Here is a 15,914-nt window from a genome sequence, read left to right on the forward strand (position 1 = left end):
GTGCAGAAATTATATTACAGTTTTCAAAATATATTGTGGTCATTAATAATCCTTTCAGGAGTATTAAATAATTTTATAAATGTATATTTATATGAGTTTAGTTTTTCATTTGTAGTTGTTTTTGTAGTTACAATAGATATCATTTATAATTTATTATCTTTAAAAAAAATTAAAATACCTAAAAATTATTTTAATTTTTTTTTAATAGTGTTAGGTTTTTATGCTGTAATATTATTATCGTTAATTTACTCTCCTTCTCCAAAGTATAAATATATTAAATCAGCAAATTTTATAGTTAGTATAATTTACCTAATTTATCCTTTTTTCATAAGAAAAATAGATATAAAAAAGGCCTTATTCTTGATAAAGTTTGTAGGTCTTTTTTTAAGCTTATTTTATATTTACCAGCGATATAACTATTTTTTACCATCAAATGTTGGTCGTGATACTTTTTATGCAAAGCATCGTCAGTTAAGTGTTGCATATTTAGGATTAGGTGTCTTAATTTCAATAACTTTGCTAAACGAAAGTTTTAAAAAAAATTGGATTCAAGTTTTATTACTATTATTTATAATAATAGCTTTGGGTAGTAGAGGGTCGTTTGTTTTTTCAATCTTTGTCTTATTATTATTTAATTTTAAAAAAAAATATTCAATAAAAAAATGGTTTTCAAATGGTTTAAGTTTTATAATAATCGGTTTAGTGATACCTATATTTCTTTCTTATATTGATATTAAAAAATATAATATAGCATCTGCTGGTATATCTAGGTTTAATTCTTTTTTAAATATTTTAAATGATGCTTCAGTTCTTGGTCGAATAGATTATTATACTTATACTACAAAAATGATTTTTTCTTCTTTATATTCTATCCTTTTTGGATATGGTATAGGTAGTTATGGTGTTTTATATGTTAATATCGATGCACGAAAGTATCCTCATAACATATTTTTAGAATCATGGTTTGAGTTAGGTATTATTGGTTTTGTTTTAATGATATTAATTATTCTGATACCTTTTTTTATAAAAAGTAAATCACTTTTATTAAAAGCTATCTATTTTTTTTTAGTTTTGAGTGCATTGAAAACAGGAAATATTACAGATTTATGGACATTATTTTTAACAATTGGGTTGATGTACATGAACCAAGAAAATACAGATTATTTTAATTTTAAAAATATTTTGTTTGTCAAGAATAAATAGATTATTTAAGTTATTTAAAACAACAAATTAATATTAATTATCTTAAAGCAATATCTTACTTTTTAATTTTTTGTCTCATAAAATTCAATATAAATAACTAGATATAAAAGAATATAAAAGAATATAAAAGAATATAAAAGAATAGTAATAGTATATATATATGCTAATTATGATTAATTAAATGGAAAACTTTTATAATAAATTTCAAAACAGACTACTTTCTTTTATTATAGTATCAGGAGTTTTAAATAACTTATTAAACGCTTACATTATTGAATTTAGTTTAACCTTCCTTGTATTAGTTATAGTGATTATAGATATTATATTTAATTTATCAAGACGGAAAATTAAAATACCATCTAATTATGCTATAATTATTGGTTTAATGTTTTGTTTTTATCTATTAATTATTATAACTCTGTTTTACTCTCCATCACCTAAATATAAATATATAAAGAGCATGAATTTTATTGTGAATTGTGTTACTTTATGTTATCCTCTTTTTATCAATAAAGTAAACATAAAAAAAGTAATGACTATAGTAAAATATACCGCAATAGTATTAAGTGTTTTTTTTATATATCAAAGATATAGTTATTGGTTACCCTCAAATGCTGAATATAGAGGTCCTGATAGTAGTTACATTAAATTAAGCGCTGTATATTTAGCACTAGGTGTTTTAGTTTCAATTAGCTTAATTTATGAAAGTTTTAAAAAAAATTGGTTGCAAGTTTTTATACTACTTTTCATGATTTTGGCATTAGGAAGCAGAGGGTCTTTACTTTTTTCGATTATAACTTTGATTTGTTTTCATTATCATGAAATATTTAAAATAAAAATAAGGAAGTTAAAAGGTAGTCAAAAAGTATCATTATTATTGCTCATGATAATTTTTGTAGGTGTATTTATTAACTTTAGAAATAAGATTTTCAATATTATATCAATTGGAATAGCTCGATTTAAATCTTTAATAAATTTTACTGAAGATCAATCAAGTTTAGGAAGGCTTCATCATTATGATTATTCTTTTGAAACTATTCTGTCTTCACCTATTAATTTTACTTTTGGAAATGGTATAGGTAGTTATGGTATTTTATCTCAAGGTATAGATGCTCGAAATTATCCTCATAACATATTTTTGGAATCATGGTTTGAATTGGGTATATTAGGGGCAATTCTACTTATCTTTATTACTACATCTGTTCTGTTTATTAAAAACACATCAAAAACATTAAAGGCTATTTATTTTTTTCTTTTCCTAAGCGCAATGAAAACAGGAAATATTACAGATTTGTGGCTGTTATTTTTATTTTTAGGCTTAATTTTAAAAACCCACAAGGGTAATACATTTAACAAATTTTATATAAAGAATAATGTAAAATAAAAATCTTTGGCTTTTTAATCACTATGCACAAGGAGCTAACCTTCCCGGAGGTACTAGACATTTTGATTTAGGCATAGAATTAGTGGAAAAAGGCTTTAATGTAACAATATTTTGTTCTGGATATCATCATACGTTGCTTAAGCATGTAGTAGAATATAATAACAAAGGTTGTTATGAAGAAATAAATAATGGAGTTAAGTTTATTTGGGTTAAAACATTTCCTTATAAAGTTAATAACTGGAGACGTATATTAAATACAGCTTCTTATGCATTTAAATTAAATAAGCTTATACCAAAACTTGGTACAAAAAAAGCATCATTCTTATCTTTGATATTCTTGTTGTACTTTTTTTTGATAATATCAATTTACTAAAAAAAAGATTAACCTCTTATTTTTTAGCAAGTATTTTAATTTTCACCTTTTTGTTTAGACATATATTTATAGATGTTTTTACTAAACAATTTTCATTGTTTGCAAAACTGTATTCAGAAGAAGGTTTTTTTACATCTTTCACTTCTTATAGAAATGTGCTTTTACAAAAAAAATTATTCCTTATATTGAAGAAAATTGGCGGATTTTAAATTATATATTTGGAGGACCAAAATTTGCAAATAGCCGAATTGAGTTAGAGTTTTTTTGATTTAATATTGTTTTTTGGTTTTACAGGTATTGTTGCATATGTATTGTTCTTCAAAAATCTTTGTGTGAGTTCAACGAAGTATTCTAATTTCATAATATTTAGTTTTATTTTTGCATTGTTATTCTCAGGGAACTTACTTACAAGTGTTAATACCATAGTTATCATGTTTATATCTTTTTTATTTATTAAATACGACAGAGATCAAAGTCTAAAAAAATGAAAATAATTTACATACATCAATATTTTAGAAAACCAACAGAATCTGGTGGCACTAGATCCTATTGGATAGCTAAAGAGTTAATTAAGAGAAACCACGATGTTTTAGTTTTTAGTACTAAAAACAACATGGATACATTAAAAAGGTACGAAACTGTTGACGGCATTAAAGTGTTATATTTAAACGTTCCATATTCTAATAATTTTTCAATTGTTGCTAGACTTAAGTCTTTCTTATCATTTATGTTCATGTCAAGTTATTACTTATTAAAAGAAAAAGAGGTAGATGTAGTATTTGCTACTTCAACACCCTTAACAGTTGGTTTACCAGCTTTAATTGGTAAATGGTTTAAGGGGATTCCTTATATTTTTGAGGTTAGAGATTTATGGCCAGAAGTGCCAATACAAATGGGAGCTTTAAAAAACAAGTTTTTAATAAAATTAGCATTAGGTTTTGAAAAAATCATATACAAAAATGCCAGTCATATAATAGCCCTATCGCCAGGTATGGAAAAAGGCGTATTAAAATTTATTACAAATCACTCTAAAGTTAGCATGATACCAAATATGTCTAAGATTGACGTGTTTTATCCTAGAGAAGTATCAGACAAGCAAAAATCAAATTTGGGTATAAATCCACAAAAGTTTAATTGTATTCATTTTGGTGCTATGGGTAAAGCTAATGGTTTAGAACACCTTTTAGAAGCAGCAAAATATGCAAAAGATAATAACATTACAACTATTAATTTTATCTTTTTGGGTGAAGGTGCTATGTATGAAAAATTTAAAAAATATGTTCAAGATAATGCACTAGACAATGTCAAGTTTTTAGGTACGAAAGCATTAAAAGAAGTCTCCGAAATTGTAAATGCATGTGATATATCAATTGTGAGTTTTGCTAAAATAGAGATTTTAAAAACGAATTCTCCAAACAAACTATTTGATTCTTTATCTGCAGGTAAGCCAATTATAGTTAACTCTGCTGGTTGGACTAAAACTATGGTAGAAGATCATAACTGTGGTTTTTATGCTGACCCACTAATCCCTAAACAGTTAATCTATAAAATTCAAATTTTACAACAAGACAAAAACTTATTTAATATATTTTCTGTTAATTCCAGACAGTTAGCAGAGACTAAATACGATAAGTCTATCCTAGTGCCACAAGTGGTTAAAGTTATTGAAAACACAAAAAAACAGAATGTATAAATCCTTTTTTAAAAGAATACTAGATTTTATAGCATCACTTATAGCCATTATTGTTTTGAGTCCAATATTTATGCTGGTTACATTATTATTACTTTTAAATAATAATGGCTCTGTCTTTTTCTTTCAAAAACGTCCAGGTAAAAATGAAAAAATCTTTAATATCATTAAATTTAAAAGTATGACAGATAAAAAGGATGAAAATGGTAAATTATTACCTAACGAAAAAAGATTAACCAAAGTAGGAAAGTTTATCAGAAAATCCTCGATTGATGAAATACCACAATTATTAAATGTATTGAAAGGTGATATGACTTTAGTTGGTCCTAGGCCACTAAAAGTTGAATACTTAGAGCTTTACTCTGAAGATCAAAAGAAAAGACACTTAGTTAAGCCAGGTATTACAGGTTGGGCGCAAGTCAATGGTCGTAACGCAATATCTCACTCAAAAAAATTCGAATTAGATGTATGGTATGTTAATAATCTATCATTTAAACTTGACTTAAAAATTCTTTATTTAACAATATTAAAAGTGATTAAAAGAGAAGGAGTAGGGGAAAAAGGTATTGAAATTAATGAGCCATTTAATGGTACAAATTAATAGCTAATGAGTAAAGATAAACTTACAGAACAATATAAAAAAGCAACTTCTTTTGAGGCAGTACTCAACTCATTAAACAGTCAATTAAGCCTTTCACAAAAAGAGTTGTTTAAAAAAAACATCAAAGACCAAACATCAATACATGTTATTGGTTCACCTCGATCAGGTACCACACTATTAATGCAACTATTAATATCAAATTTTGATTTAGGATATGTAAATAACTTTATTGCAACATTTTGGAATGCTCCATTATATGGTATTCACCTTTCAAAAAAATTATTAGGTGATAACTATAAATCTAATTTAAAATCAGATTTTGGAAGAACAAATAATATACAAGAGCCTCACGAATTTGGCTATTTTTGGAAGCACCATCTTCAATACAAAGATCATTTACAGCAAACATATAATCCAATACATACAATAGATTGGGATCAGTTAAGACAAATTTTGTATCAAATGGGATTAGCTTACAATAAACCGATTATTTATAAATCTTTTTTATATGGTTTTCATATAGAAGAAGCTGTAAAGATGATGCCTAAAACTCTTTTTATTCATATAAAAAGAGATCTATATCCAAATGCGTTTTCAATATTAAAGCTTAGAAAAAAAATGTTTGGAAATGAAACTATTTGGGCATCAATGAAACCACATCAATATTCATTCTTAAAAAATGAAAATATTTACAGGCAAATTATAGGACAAATACTTTTTTTAAATTATGAATACGAAAAGCAATTAAAAAATATACCGTCAAAAAATAAATTAGTGATAGAGTATTCTAACCTATGTAATAATACAGGTGTTGTACTAGAAAATGCTTATAATAAAATAACCGGTTTAGAATTAATTAAAAAGTTAGACCATGAAAGAAGGGTTGATATAATAGAAAATAAATCAACAAATTTTGGTCAACATTATGAAGGCTTTAAAGAAGCTGAACTTTGGTTAAAGTCTAATTTCAAGGAGCTTACATGTTAAAAATTATTGATATATCGCAAAAAGAGCAGTGGAAAAAATATGTTTCACAATGTGATGATTTTGATTTTTATCACACATGGGACTATAACAAAATCAGTAAAGATAATAATGAAGGCGAACCAGAGCTAATTGTTAAACAAGATGAAGATTACTTAATTGTATTTCCATTTTTAAAACGTAAAGTAACCAATTTAAACGGAGAAATAATAGCATTCGATTACACTTCTGCATACGGTTATGTTGGTCCAATTTTTAAAGGAAAAATAACAGAACAACATTGTTTAAGTTTTAGATCTCAATTTCAAGAGCATTGTAATAATAACAATATAATTTCGGTGTTTTCAAGATTACATCCTACAATACATCAAGGTTTTTTATTAAAAAAAATAGGAGATGTAATAAAAAACAGTAATACAATACAAATAGATTTAAAACAATCATTAGAAGAACAACGTAAGCATTACAGGAAATCTAATAAAAGCGAAATAAATAAATTACGAAAAAACTCAAAAGTAATTTGGTCTGATCATAAAGAAGAAGACATTGAAGAATTTATTGAAATTTATGAAGAAACAATGAAAAGGGTTAATGCTCATGAAAGATACTTTTTTTCAAAAGAATATTACTCTACTTTATTTAAAAGTGAAGATTTTAAGACTCGTTTAGTATTTGTTGAAATGGATGGGGTACGTATTGCAGCCGCATTATTTATATTTTGTAAAAATATCATTCAATATCATCTTGCTGGAACAAGAAGTGATTATATGAAAATAACGCCTATGAAACTTTTATTAGATGAAATACGATTATATGGTACCCAAAAAGGTTATGATTGTTTTCATTTAGGAGGAGGAACAACCTCATCAGATCAAGATCCTTTATTTAGATTTAAACGTGGGTTTTCAAAAATTCAGTGCGAGTTTAACACATTTAACTATGTTGTAAACGAGGAAGTATATTATAAATTAACGGAAAAACTAATTTCAGATAAGAGTCAATTAGACTCTAATTTTTTTCCTTTATATAGGGCATAACTATGAAACCAAAAATATGGCTATCCTCACCGCATATGGGAGGAACAGAACAAAACTATGTGCAAGAAGCATTTGATACCAATTGGATAGCTCCATTAGGACCTAATGTAACTGGCTTTGAAAATGATTTAGAAAATTACTTGAATAATGATAAACATGTAGCTTGTCTATCATCTGGTACAGCAGCTATACATTTAGCTTTATTGCAATTAGGTGTTAAAAGAGATGATGAGGTAATTTGTCAAACATTTACTTTTTGTGGGTCTGCAAACCCGATTACTTACTTAGGAGCAAAACCAATTTTTGTAGATAGTGAAGAACAGACTTGGAATATGTGTCCAAACTATTTAGAAGAAGCCATAAAAGATAGAATAGCTAAAGGAAAAACACCAAAAGCAATTATAATAGTTCACCTTTATGGTATGCCATCACAAATAGATCAATTATTAGAAGTTGCAAATAAATATAATATACCAATAATTGAAGATGCTGCAGAAGCTTTAGGTTCAACTTATAAAGGAAAAAAATGCGGTACGTTTGGCGCATATTCAATATTGTCCTTTAACGGTAATAAAATTATTACTACTTCTGGTGGTGGTGCATTAGTTTGCAATACAGAACAAGAAAAGAAGCAAACGATCTTTTTTGCAACACAAGCTAGAGACAATGCACCGCATTACGAGCACACAAAAATAGGTTACAACTATAGAATGAGTAATATTAGTGCAGGAATAGGAAGAGGTCAAATGGAAGTCTTAGACAAACACATTAACTTAAGAAGAGCTAATAATCAGTTTTATAATGACTTATTCAAAGACGTTAAGGGTATTGAGGTGCAACAGCAACCAACCCAAGATTACTACTCTAATTTTTGGTTAAGTTGTATATTAATTCATGATGATGCGCCATTTACAAAAGCGCAATTTCAAGCAGCTATGGATGCAGAAAATATTGAAACAAGACCACTATGGAAGCCAATGCACCTTCAACCTATATTTAACGGTTTACCATTTTATGGAAAAAATATAAGCGAAAAATTATTTAAAAAAGGAGTTTGTTTACCAAGTGGTTCAAACTTAACAAAGAATGAGCTTAACCGTATAAAAAATGTGGTAAATAGTTTATTAGCATAAGGTTAATATCTTATCATAAAAGCGTTTTAAACTCAATAATTTCTATATTGTAGATATATTTAAGATATTTGCTATCTGTTTAAACAACTTAAATGCTTAATCAATTAAAACAAGCCTTCCGTCAAGTTATCGAATCTAGTCGTAAGAAGATAGATTTTAAAAATATTGGATACTTACCAAGATGGGCTATACTTTGTTTTGATATAATAACATTACTTATCTCTTTGTTTATAACAAGGTTAGTTGTAAGCAAAATACAAAAGACAATAATTATAGATTTTGGTTTTTCTTCACAAGAGGTTGTCTTATTGCTAATTAATATACTATTCTTTATACTATTTAGGACTTATGCAGGATTAATTAGACACTCTACATTTATAGATGCGGCTAAGTTTTTTATAGCTACTGCTGCTACATTATTTTCGGTGTTAGCTATTCACTATGGGTATTATTTGTTTACATCAGAAGAGGTTTTCTTTATTCCACAATTGTTTATTTATGCAGTTATTTCATTTTGTGGTTTATTTTTGTTTAGAGTTTTAGTAAAACAAATTTTTGAAATTTATCAAAGCTACAGTGATATTAATACAAAATTAAATGTATTAGTATATGGTACAGGCGAAAATGCAATAGCAATTGCAAGTGCTTTAAAATCTGAAAAGCCGGCAAGATATAATGTGTTAGGGTTTATAGATAAAGAAGGTAAAAATAAAAGCAAAGAGATATTAGGCTTACCAATTATACATATTAATCGCAAGACAGCTGTAATTTTAAGAATTTATAATGCACAAGCTTTAATACTTGCAGATAGCAGCCTTACAAAAGAAGAAAGTATTAAAATTGTTGATAGCTGTTTAGAGCACAATTATAAAGTTTTTAGAGCACCATTAATTTCTGATATAGAAAACAAAACTAACTTATCCTCTCAAATACAAAAAATACAAATTGAAGATATTTTAGAGCGTGATCCTATTAAGCTAGATAACAAACTAGTTGCTAAAGAAATTTTTAATAAAACAATTTTAGTCACAGGTGGAGCAGGTTCAATTGGTAGCGAAATAGTTAGACAAGTAGCTAATTATAAGCCCAAAAAACTATTAATTTTAGATCAAGCAGAATCGCCTTTATATAATATTCAGTTAGAAATTAAAAATAATTTTCCAGAACTACAATACGAGGCTGTTATTGCAGATGTAAGAAAAGCAGATGTATTAGAAACAGTTTTTGAAAAATATAAACCTGATGTTATATATCATGCAGCAGCCTATAAGCATGTCCCATTAATGGAATGTCATCCTTCAGAAGCTGTATTTGCCAATATCATTGGATCAAAAAATGTTGCAGATTTAGCCTGTAAGTATAAAGCAGAAAAGTTTGTAATGGTCTCAACAGATAAAGCAGTAAACCCAAGTAACGTTATGGGTGCATCTAAAAGAATTGCCGAGATCTATGTTCAAGCTCTTCAACAAAAGGTGAATAAAAAAAACAAAGCCACAACAAACTTTGTGACAACACGTTTTGGTAATGTTTTAGGTAGTAATGGGTCTGTAGTTCCTTTATTTAAAAGACAAATTGAAGAAGGTGGACCACTAACAATAACGCATCCAGACATCATTAGATACTTTATGACTATTCCAGAAGCTTGTCAGTTAGTTTTGGAAGCAGGAGCAATGGGCAATGGAGGCGAAATTTTTATATTTGATATGGGAAAGGCTGTAAAGATTATAGACCTAGCTAAAAAAATAATTAGACTAGCAGGATTTACACCTTATAAAGACATAGATATTAAAGTAGTAGGTTTAAGACCAGGAGAAAAACTATATGAAGAATTGTTAAGCGACAAGTCTACAACACTACCTACATATAATGAGAAAATAATGATAGCTAAAGTAGAGGCTTACTCTCACTTAGTAATCAACGAACACATTCAAGAACTAATAACGATTGCTAAAGAGGAAGATAAAAATGCAATCGTTAAAAAAATGAAAGACATAGTTCCAGAGTTTATTAGTATGAATTCTGACTATGAAATTTTTGATAAAAAGTAATAAAATGAAAATAGCAGTAGTAGGTACCGGATATGTAGGATTAGTAACAGGAACATGCTTAGCAGAGACAGGAAACGACGTATTATGTATTGATATTGACCAAGAAAAGGTTAATAAAATGCAAAATGGAGAAGTTCCAATTTACGAACCACATTTAGATGTACTTTTCGAAAGAAACATTAAAGCAAATAGACTAAGATTTTCAACAAGTCTAGAAGAAGGATTAGAGCATGGAGATATTATTTTTCTTGCATTACCAACACCAGAAGATGAAGATGGATCTGCAGATCTAAAATATATTTTAGGTGTCGCAGATAATATTGGTAAACTAATCAAAGATTATAAAGTCATCGTAGATAAAAGTACTGTGCCTGTTGGTACTTCAGATAAAGTAAAAGCTGCTATTGCAAAACATGCGAAAGTAGAATTTGATGTAGTCTCAAATCCTGAGTTTTTAAGAGAAGGATTTGCTGTAGACGACTTTCTAAAACCAGAACGTATAGTAGTTGGATCTAGTAGTGAGCGTGCAACAAAACTTATGGAGAAACTATACAAACCATACGTTAGATCTGGTAATCCAATTATTATAATGGACGAAAAATCTGCCGAGCTTACTAAATACGCTTCAAATTCCTTTTTAGCAGCAAAAATAACGTTTATGAACGAGATTGCTAACTTCTGTGAAAAAGTTGGAGCAGATGTAGATAAGGTGCGTATAGGTATGGGTACAGACTCTCGTATTGGTAAACGTTTCTTATTTCCGGGTATAGGTTATGGTGGATCTTGTTTTCCAAAAGATGTAAAAGCATTACATAAATCAGGACAAGAAAATAACTATAATTTTAAAATATTAGATGCAGTAATTAATGTCAATGCTAGACAAAAATTAGTGTTAATTCCTAAAATAGAAAATCATTTTAATAACGATTTAAAAGGTAAAAACATTGCAGTTTGGGGATTGGCCTTTAAACCAGAAACAGATGATATTCGTGAGGCACCTTCATTATACATGATTGACCAACTTTTATCTCAAGGATGTAACATCAAAGCTTTTGATCCAGAAGCAATGCCAAATGTAAAGCGCAAATTAGGAGATAAAATTACTTTTGCAGATAACATGTACGATACTTTAGAAAATGCAGATGCTTTAGTTATTTCTACTGAATGGAGTATTTTTAGAACACCTAATTTTTCAAAAATGAAAGACTTAATGAAAGGTCACACTATTTTTGATGGTCGTAATTTATACGAAGTTAATGAAGTACAAAACGAAGGTTTTAAATACATTTCAATAGGAAGATAATGAGTCAAAAAAGAGTTTTAATTACAGGTGCAGCAGGTTTTTTAGGATCTCATCTATGTGATAAATTTGTAAGCGAAGGTTACTATGTTATTGGTATGGATAATTTTATTACTGGCGATTCTAAAAACATAGCACATCTTACAGGAAACTCTAATTTCAAGTTTGTAGAGCACGATGTAACCAATTACATTAATATAGAAGGTGATTTAGATTATATTCTTCATTTTGCTTCGCCTGCAAGTCCTATAGATTATTTAAAAATTCCTATTCAAACCTTAAAAGTTGGTAGTTTAGGTACACATAACTGTTTAGGATTAGCACGCTCAAAAGGTGCAAGAATGCTTATTGCTTCTACATCAGAAGTGTATGGTGATCCATTAGTTCATCCTCAAACAGAAGATTATTATGGTAATGTAAATACCATTGGTCCAAGAGGTGTTTATGACGAAGCTAAACGTTTTCAAGAAGCCATTACTATGGCGTATCACAGATTTCATGGTTTAGAAACTAGAATAGTTCGTATTTTTAATACTTATGGTCCACGTATGCGACTTAACGATGGTCGTGTTATACCTGCATTTATGGGACAAGCCTTACGTGGTGAAGATTTAACCGTTTTTGGTGATGGCTCTCAAACACGTTCGTTTTGTTACGTGTCAGATCAAGTAGATGGTATTTATAGATTACTTTTAAGTGATTACACAAATCCTATAAACATTGGTAATCCGCATGAAATTTCAATCAAAGATTTTGCAGAAGAAATCATCCAATTAACAGGTACAGATCAAAAAGTAATTTATAAAGATTTACCAGTTGACGATCCTATGCAGCGCCAACCAGACATTACAAGAGCTAAAGACATTTTAGGTTGGGAACCAAAAGTAGGTAGATCAGAAGGAATGAAAAAAACTTTCGAATATTTTAAAAGTCTTACTGAAGACGAGCTTTACAAAAGCGAACACAAAGACTTTACTAATTACCATAAATAAATAGTTTATGGAGTTTAAACGCGGTAGATATTCTTGGTTGTTAAGACCATTTTTGGTGCTTTTTGACATTTTTGTCATCAATCTTTTTGCGTTTTATATTTTCAATTTTAATGAAGAAAATTTATACTTTTTCTCTTCAGCGTTATTAAATAATAAGCATTTATTATACATCTTTTACTCAACTATCGCTTGGTTAATGTCTACATCATTAATCAACTTTTATGGTGTATATAGATATACCTCTGTTCTTAATATAATTTCACTTTTAATCAAGCAATTTTTTGTGTTTGCTATCATTGTATTTGCTTTTATAGGGATATTTAGAAGTATAGATATCCAAGCTTTTACAACATTAAAATACCTTGTTTACAGTTTTGCTTGTATAGCTTTTATTAAACTAATTAGTTTTTATGTTTTGAAGAGTTTTAGAAGCTATTTAAACGGAAACGTAAGACGTGTAATTATAATCGGTAAAAGTGAAGGTGCTTTAGAGCTAAAACAGCTATTTAACCTAAAAAAAGAATTAGGTTATCAGCTAAAAGGAATGTTTGCTAACTCTAAAAATCTAAATGAATTTACAGGAAATATAGAGCAAAGCTTTCAATTTTTAAATGAAAATTCTGGCATTGATGAGATTTATTGCTCAATAGACGAACTTACCGAAAAGCAAGTAAACGAGTATGTAAAGTATGCTAATCTTCATCATTGTAACATCAAGTTTATTCCTAAAACAAATAAGTTAATTACTAAGCGATTAAAAACCGATTATTACAATTATTTACCTGTGTTATCAATGCAGGAAGTAGCTTTAAATAATAATTTTAATAAACTGGTTAAGCGCACATTTGACGTCTTATTTTCTCTATTTGTAATTGTTTTTATTTTATCGTGGTTAACGCCGCTATTATTCATTTTAATAAAACTAGAATCTAAAGGTCCTTTATTTTATAGACACAAACGTAACGGAATTAATTATAAAGAATTTGATTGCTATAAGTTTAGATCCTTAAGAGAAACTAAAGAAGTAAAAGGGACTTACGTCACACAAGATGATAACAGATTAACCACAATTGGTAAGTTTTTAAGGAAAACAAGCATAGACGAGATACCTCAATTTTATAACGTTTTAAAAGGAGATATGAGCGTTGTAGGACCAAGACCACATATGCTGTCTTACACAGAAGATTACTCGAAAAAAATAGATAAATATAACTTCATTTTTAGACATAATGTAAAACCAGGAGTAACCGGTTTAGCGCAAATAAAAGGGTATAGAGGAGAAGTTAAAAATGATGAAGACATTATAAACCGTGTTAAATACGATAATTTTTATATCGAAAATTGGTCACTAGTTTTAGATTTAAAAATCATTTTTCAAACAACAATTAATATCTTTAAAGGACAAAAACAAGCCTATTAATGCAACCGTTAGTGTCCATTATTACTCCAATGTATAATTCAGAAAAATTTATTCTGAAAACTATTAATAGCGTTGTAAATCAAACCTATTCTAATTGGGAATTGATGCTTATAGACGATGGTTCAACCGATAATACCATTCAAATTGTTGAAGATTTTAAGCAGAAATATTCTAACATTACACTACTTCAAAATCCAACTAATTTAGGTACTGCACAATCCAGAAACAAAGGTATACTTGAAGCCAAAGGTGATTACATCGCGTTTTTAGACGCAGACGATTTATGGAAACCAAACAAACTAGACCAACAAATCCAATTTATGCAAAACCATAATTGTGACGTTAGTTTTTCTAGTTACGAGCAAATTGATGAAAACGGTAAACCACTACACAAATTAGTACAAGCCATACCAAAACTTACGTATAATAAATACCTAAAAACAAACTACATCGGCAACTTAACAGGAATGTATAATGCCAAAACTTTAGGCAAAATAACAAGTCCAGATTTAAGAAAAAGACAAGATTGGTTATTATGGTTAGCTGCAATTAAAAAGTCAAGCAAACCAGCGTTAGGTATTCAAGAATCTTTAGCGTATTATCGTGTTAGGCAAAATTCAATGTCTTCTAATAAAATAGAATTACTTAAATACAATTACCTAGTCTATAAAAAAGGCTTAGGATTTAGTACTATAAAATCGCTTTACAGAATGCTTATTTTTCTTTGGGAACATTTTATGGTAAAATCTAAGTTGATAACCAAAATAAAATAGTCTTTGTCATGTCTAGCATAGCGAGACATCTCACATTAGGTAAATTACTAATTAAACAGCAACAATGGTAAATCGTTTCTACAAAATAAGTTCACGCGTCAGTTCGAGTAAATTTGTGAAGCGTGAACAAATTTGTATCGAGAACCATATAACTATTTGTAATTTTAAAATAAACAACTACCGTTTTTTAAATGTTAATCTTGGTCACTGAGCGTAGTCGAAGTGAACCTAATAACCCTAATATTAAATGCACTGCAATATTTTCTAATTACGGCTTTTACCACAACAAAAAAGAATGAATATTACAGATATTAGATAAACCGCAAAAAAAAAAACGATTAAAAACAAATAACATTAAGTTTTTTCCTATAGTTTTATCTTGCCTTTAAAACTAGAATGAAAATTTAGTCGTATTCATTCTCTTTTATAGGTAACAAGATTAATCTTTAACAAGCGCTTGTTTTTTATTTTAATAGCCTGACTAAATTATTAAAATAGTATTACGACTAGACCCAACGACTAAAATTTACGGCTAATTAAACAATTATTAACCAACCAGTATAAAACATATAACTGGTTTAAAATTTTAGAAATTATGAAAAAATTATTAGTAGTTCTTATGATGTTTTTTGCTCTAACTAGTTTTGCAAATAACTCTTTAAAAAACGAAGACATTAAATCCGAAACTAACAATCTTGAATTAAAAAACCTTATTACACCTAACAAAGAAAAAACTAATGTTGACCAACAATATATTGCACTTTGTTATGTAACTATAGTAAACGCTGAAACTGGGGAAACTAAAAAAGTTTATGGTATAGGTTCTGGATCATCACCAAGTGCTGCATTGTCTAATTGTGGATCAAATGCATATAGTAATGCACAGTCTACTATTGATGGTCTACAATAAAAACAAACCTTTATATTTAAATTAAATTTGGAGGTTAGTTAATAATTATTAACTAACCTCCGAAAC

13 protein-coding genes are annotated in these 15,914 nt (G+C 28.2%); all 13 read left to right on the forward strand.

The window, feature by feature from the left end; all coding sequences use genetic code 11:
* The 13 genes from WA340_RS04695 to WA340_RS04755 all read left to right on the forward strand — a co-directional run bounded on the left by WA340_RS04695 (nucleotide 1) and on the right by WA340_RS04755 (nucleotide 15,848).
* Complete coding sequence (locus WA340_RS04695; RefSeq protein ID WP_336127565.1) at nucleotides 1–1,203, forward strand: O-antigen ligase family protein; 1,203 nt, start codon at nucleotides 1–3, stop codon at nucleotides 1,201–1,203.
* Between the two features lie 181 nt (nucleotides 1,204–1,384).
* On the forward strand, nucleotides 1,385–2,587 hold the full coding sequence (locus tag WA340_RS04700; RefSeq protein ID WP_336127567.1) for an O-antigen ligase family protein: 1,203 nt from the start codon (nucleotides 1,385–1,387) through the stop codon (nucleotides 2,585–2,587).
* A gap of 857 nt (nucleotides 2,588–3,444) precedes the next feature.
* The gene (locus WA340_RS04705; RefSeq protein WP_336127569.1) at nucleotides 3,445–4,653 is read left to right on the forward strand and encodes a glycosyltransferase family 4 protein; all 1,209 of its coding nucleotides are present in this window, start codon (nucleotides 3,445–3,447) and stop codon (nucleotides 4,651–4,653) included.
* Nucleotides 4,646–5,251, forward strand: coding sequence for a sugar transferase (locus WA340_RS04710; protein ID WP_336127571.1), 606 nt, complete (start codon nucleotides 4,646–4,648; stop codon nucleotides 5,249–5,251). The genes WA340_RS04705 and WA340_RS04710 overlap by 8 nt, the downstream gene beginning before the upstream one ends.
* 6 nt (nucleotides 5,252–5,257) lie before the next feature.
* A complete protein-coding gene (locus WA340_RS04715) occupies nucleotides 5,258–6,238 on the forward strand; it encodes a sulfotransferase (RefSeq protein ID WP_336127572.1) in 981 nt (326 codons plus the stop codon).
* The gene (locus tag WA340_RS04720; RefSeq protein WP_336127574.1) at nucleotides 6,232–7,272 is read left to right on the forward strand and encodes a GNAT family N-acetyltransferase; all 1,041 of its coding nucleotides are present in this window, start codon (nucleotides 6,232–6,234) and stop codon (nucleotides 7,270–7,272) included. Before WA340_RS04715 ends, WA340_RS04720 begins: the two co-directional genes overlap by 7 nt.
* 2 nt (nucleotides 7,273–7,274) lie before the next feature.
* Nucleotides 7,275–8,405, forward strand: coding sequence for a DegT/DnrJ/EryC1/StrS family aminotransferase (locus tag WA340_RS04725; protein ID WP_336127576.1), 1,131 nt, complete (start codon nucleotides 7,275–7,277; stop codon nucleotides 8,403–8,405).
* A 92-nt stretch (nucleotides 8,406–8,497) separates the two neighbouring features.
* Nucleotides 8,498–10,453 carry a polysaccharide biosynthesis protein gene (locus WA340_RS04730; protein WP_336127578.1) on the forward strand — a complete coding sequence of 652 codons (1,956 nt, stop codon included), beginning with the start codon at nucleotides 8,498–8,500 and terminating at the stop codon, nucleotides 10,451–10,453.
* 4 nt (nucleotides 10,454–10,457) lie between these two features.
* Nucleotides 10,458–11,756: a UDP-glucose dehydrogenase family protein gene (locus tag WA340_RS04735; protein WP_336127580.1), complete on the forward strand. Its 1,299-nt coding sequence runs from the start codon at nucleotides 10,458–10,460 to the stop codon at nucleotides 11,754–11,756.
* Nucleotides 11,756–12,745: a UDP-glucuronic acid decarboxylase family protein gene (locus WA340_RS04740; protein ID WP_336127581.1), complete on the forward strand. Its 990-nt coding sequence runs from the start codon at nucleotides 11,756–11,758 to the stop codon at nucleotides 12,743–12,745. Before WA340_RS04735 ends, WA340_RS04740 begins: the two co-directional genes overlap by 1 nt.
* A gap of 7 nt (nucleotides 12,746–12,752) precedes the next feature.
* Nucleotides 12,753–14,165, forward strand: a complete 1,413-nt coding sequence (locus tag WA340_RS04745; protein WP_336127583.1) for an exopolysaccharide biosynthesis polyprenyl glycosylphosphotransferase — start codon at nucleotides 12,753–12,755, stop codon at nucleotides 14,163–14,165.
* Nucleotides 14,165–14,938, forward strand: coding sequence for a glycosyltransferase family 2 protein (locus WA340_RS04750; protein ID WP_336127584.1), 774 nt, complete (start codon nucleotides 14,165–14,167; stop codon nucleotides 14,936–14,938). The genes WA340_RS04745 and WA340_RS04750 overlap by 1 nt, the downstream gene beginning before the upstream one ends.
* A 595-nt stretch (nucleotides 14,939–15,533) precedes the next feature.
* A complete protein-coding gene (locus WA340_RS04755) occupies nucleotides 15,534–15,848 on the forward strand; it encodes a hypothetical protein (protein WP_336127585.1) in 315 nt (104 codons plus the stop codon).
* The last annotated feature ends 66 nt before the right edge of the window (nucleotides 15,849–15,914 follow it).

Origin of the sequence: Mesoflavibacter sp. CH_XMU1422-2 (assembly GCF_037029245.1) — a bacterium.
GTDB lineage: Bacteria > Bacteroidota > Bacteroidia > Flavobacteriales > Flavobacteriaceae > Mesoflavibacter > Mesoflavibacter zeaxanthinifaciens.

Excerpts from the sequence above, each read along its gene's own strand:
- WA340_RS04750 (WP_336127584.1), top strand. The coding sequence starts at position 14,165 with ATGCAACCGTTAGTGTCCATTATTACTCCAATGTATAATTCAGAAAAA.
- WA340_RS04735 (WP_336127580.1), top strand. The coding sequence starts at position 10,458 with ATGAAAATAGCAGTAGTAGGTACCGGATATGTAGGATTAGTAACAGGA.
- WA340_RS04730 (WP_336127578.1), top strand. The coding sequence starts at position 8,498 with ATGCTTAATCAATTAAAACAAGCCTTCCGTCAAGTTATCGAATCTAGT.
- WA340_RS04700 (WP_336127567.1), top strand. The coding sequence starts at position 1,385 with ATGGAAAACTTTTATAATAAATTTCAAAACAGACTACTTTCTTTTATT.
- WA340_RS04745 (WP_336127583.1), top strand. The coding sequence starts at position 12,753 with ATGGAGTTTAAACGCGGTAGATATTCTTGGTTGTTAAGACCATTTTTG.
- WA340_RS04755 (WP_336127585.1), top strand. The coding sequence starts at position 15,534 with ATGAAAAAATTATTAGTAGTTCTTATGATGTTTTTTGCTCTAACTAGT.
- WA340_RS04705 (WP_336127569.1), top strand. The coding sequence starts at position 3,445 with ATGAAAATAATTTACATACATCAATATTTTAGAAAACCAACAGAATCT.
- WA340_RS04725 (WP_336127576.1), top strand. The coding sequence starts at position 7,275 with ATGAAACCAAAAATATGGCTATCCTCACCGCATATGGGAGGAACAGAA.
- WA340_RS04740 (WP_336127581.1), top strand. The coding sequence starts at position 11,756 with ATGAGTCAAAAAAGAGTTTTAATTACAGGTGCAGCAGGTTTTTTAGGA.
- WA340_RS04715 (WP_336127572.1), top strand. The coding sequence starts at position 5,258 with ATGAGTAAAGATAAACTTACAGAACAATATAAAAAAGCAACTTCTTTT.
- WA340_RS04710 (WP_336127571.1), top strand. The coding sequence starts at position 4,646 with ATGTATAAATCCTTTTTTAAAAGAATACTAGATTTTATAGCATCACTT.
- WA340_RS04720 (WP_336127574.1), top strand. The coding sequence starts at position 6,232 with ATGTTAAAAATTATTGATATATCGCAAAAAGAGCAGTGGAAAAAATAT.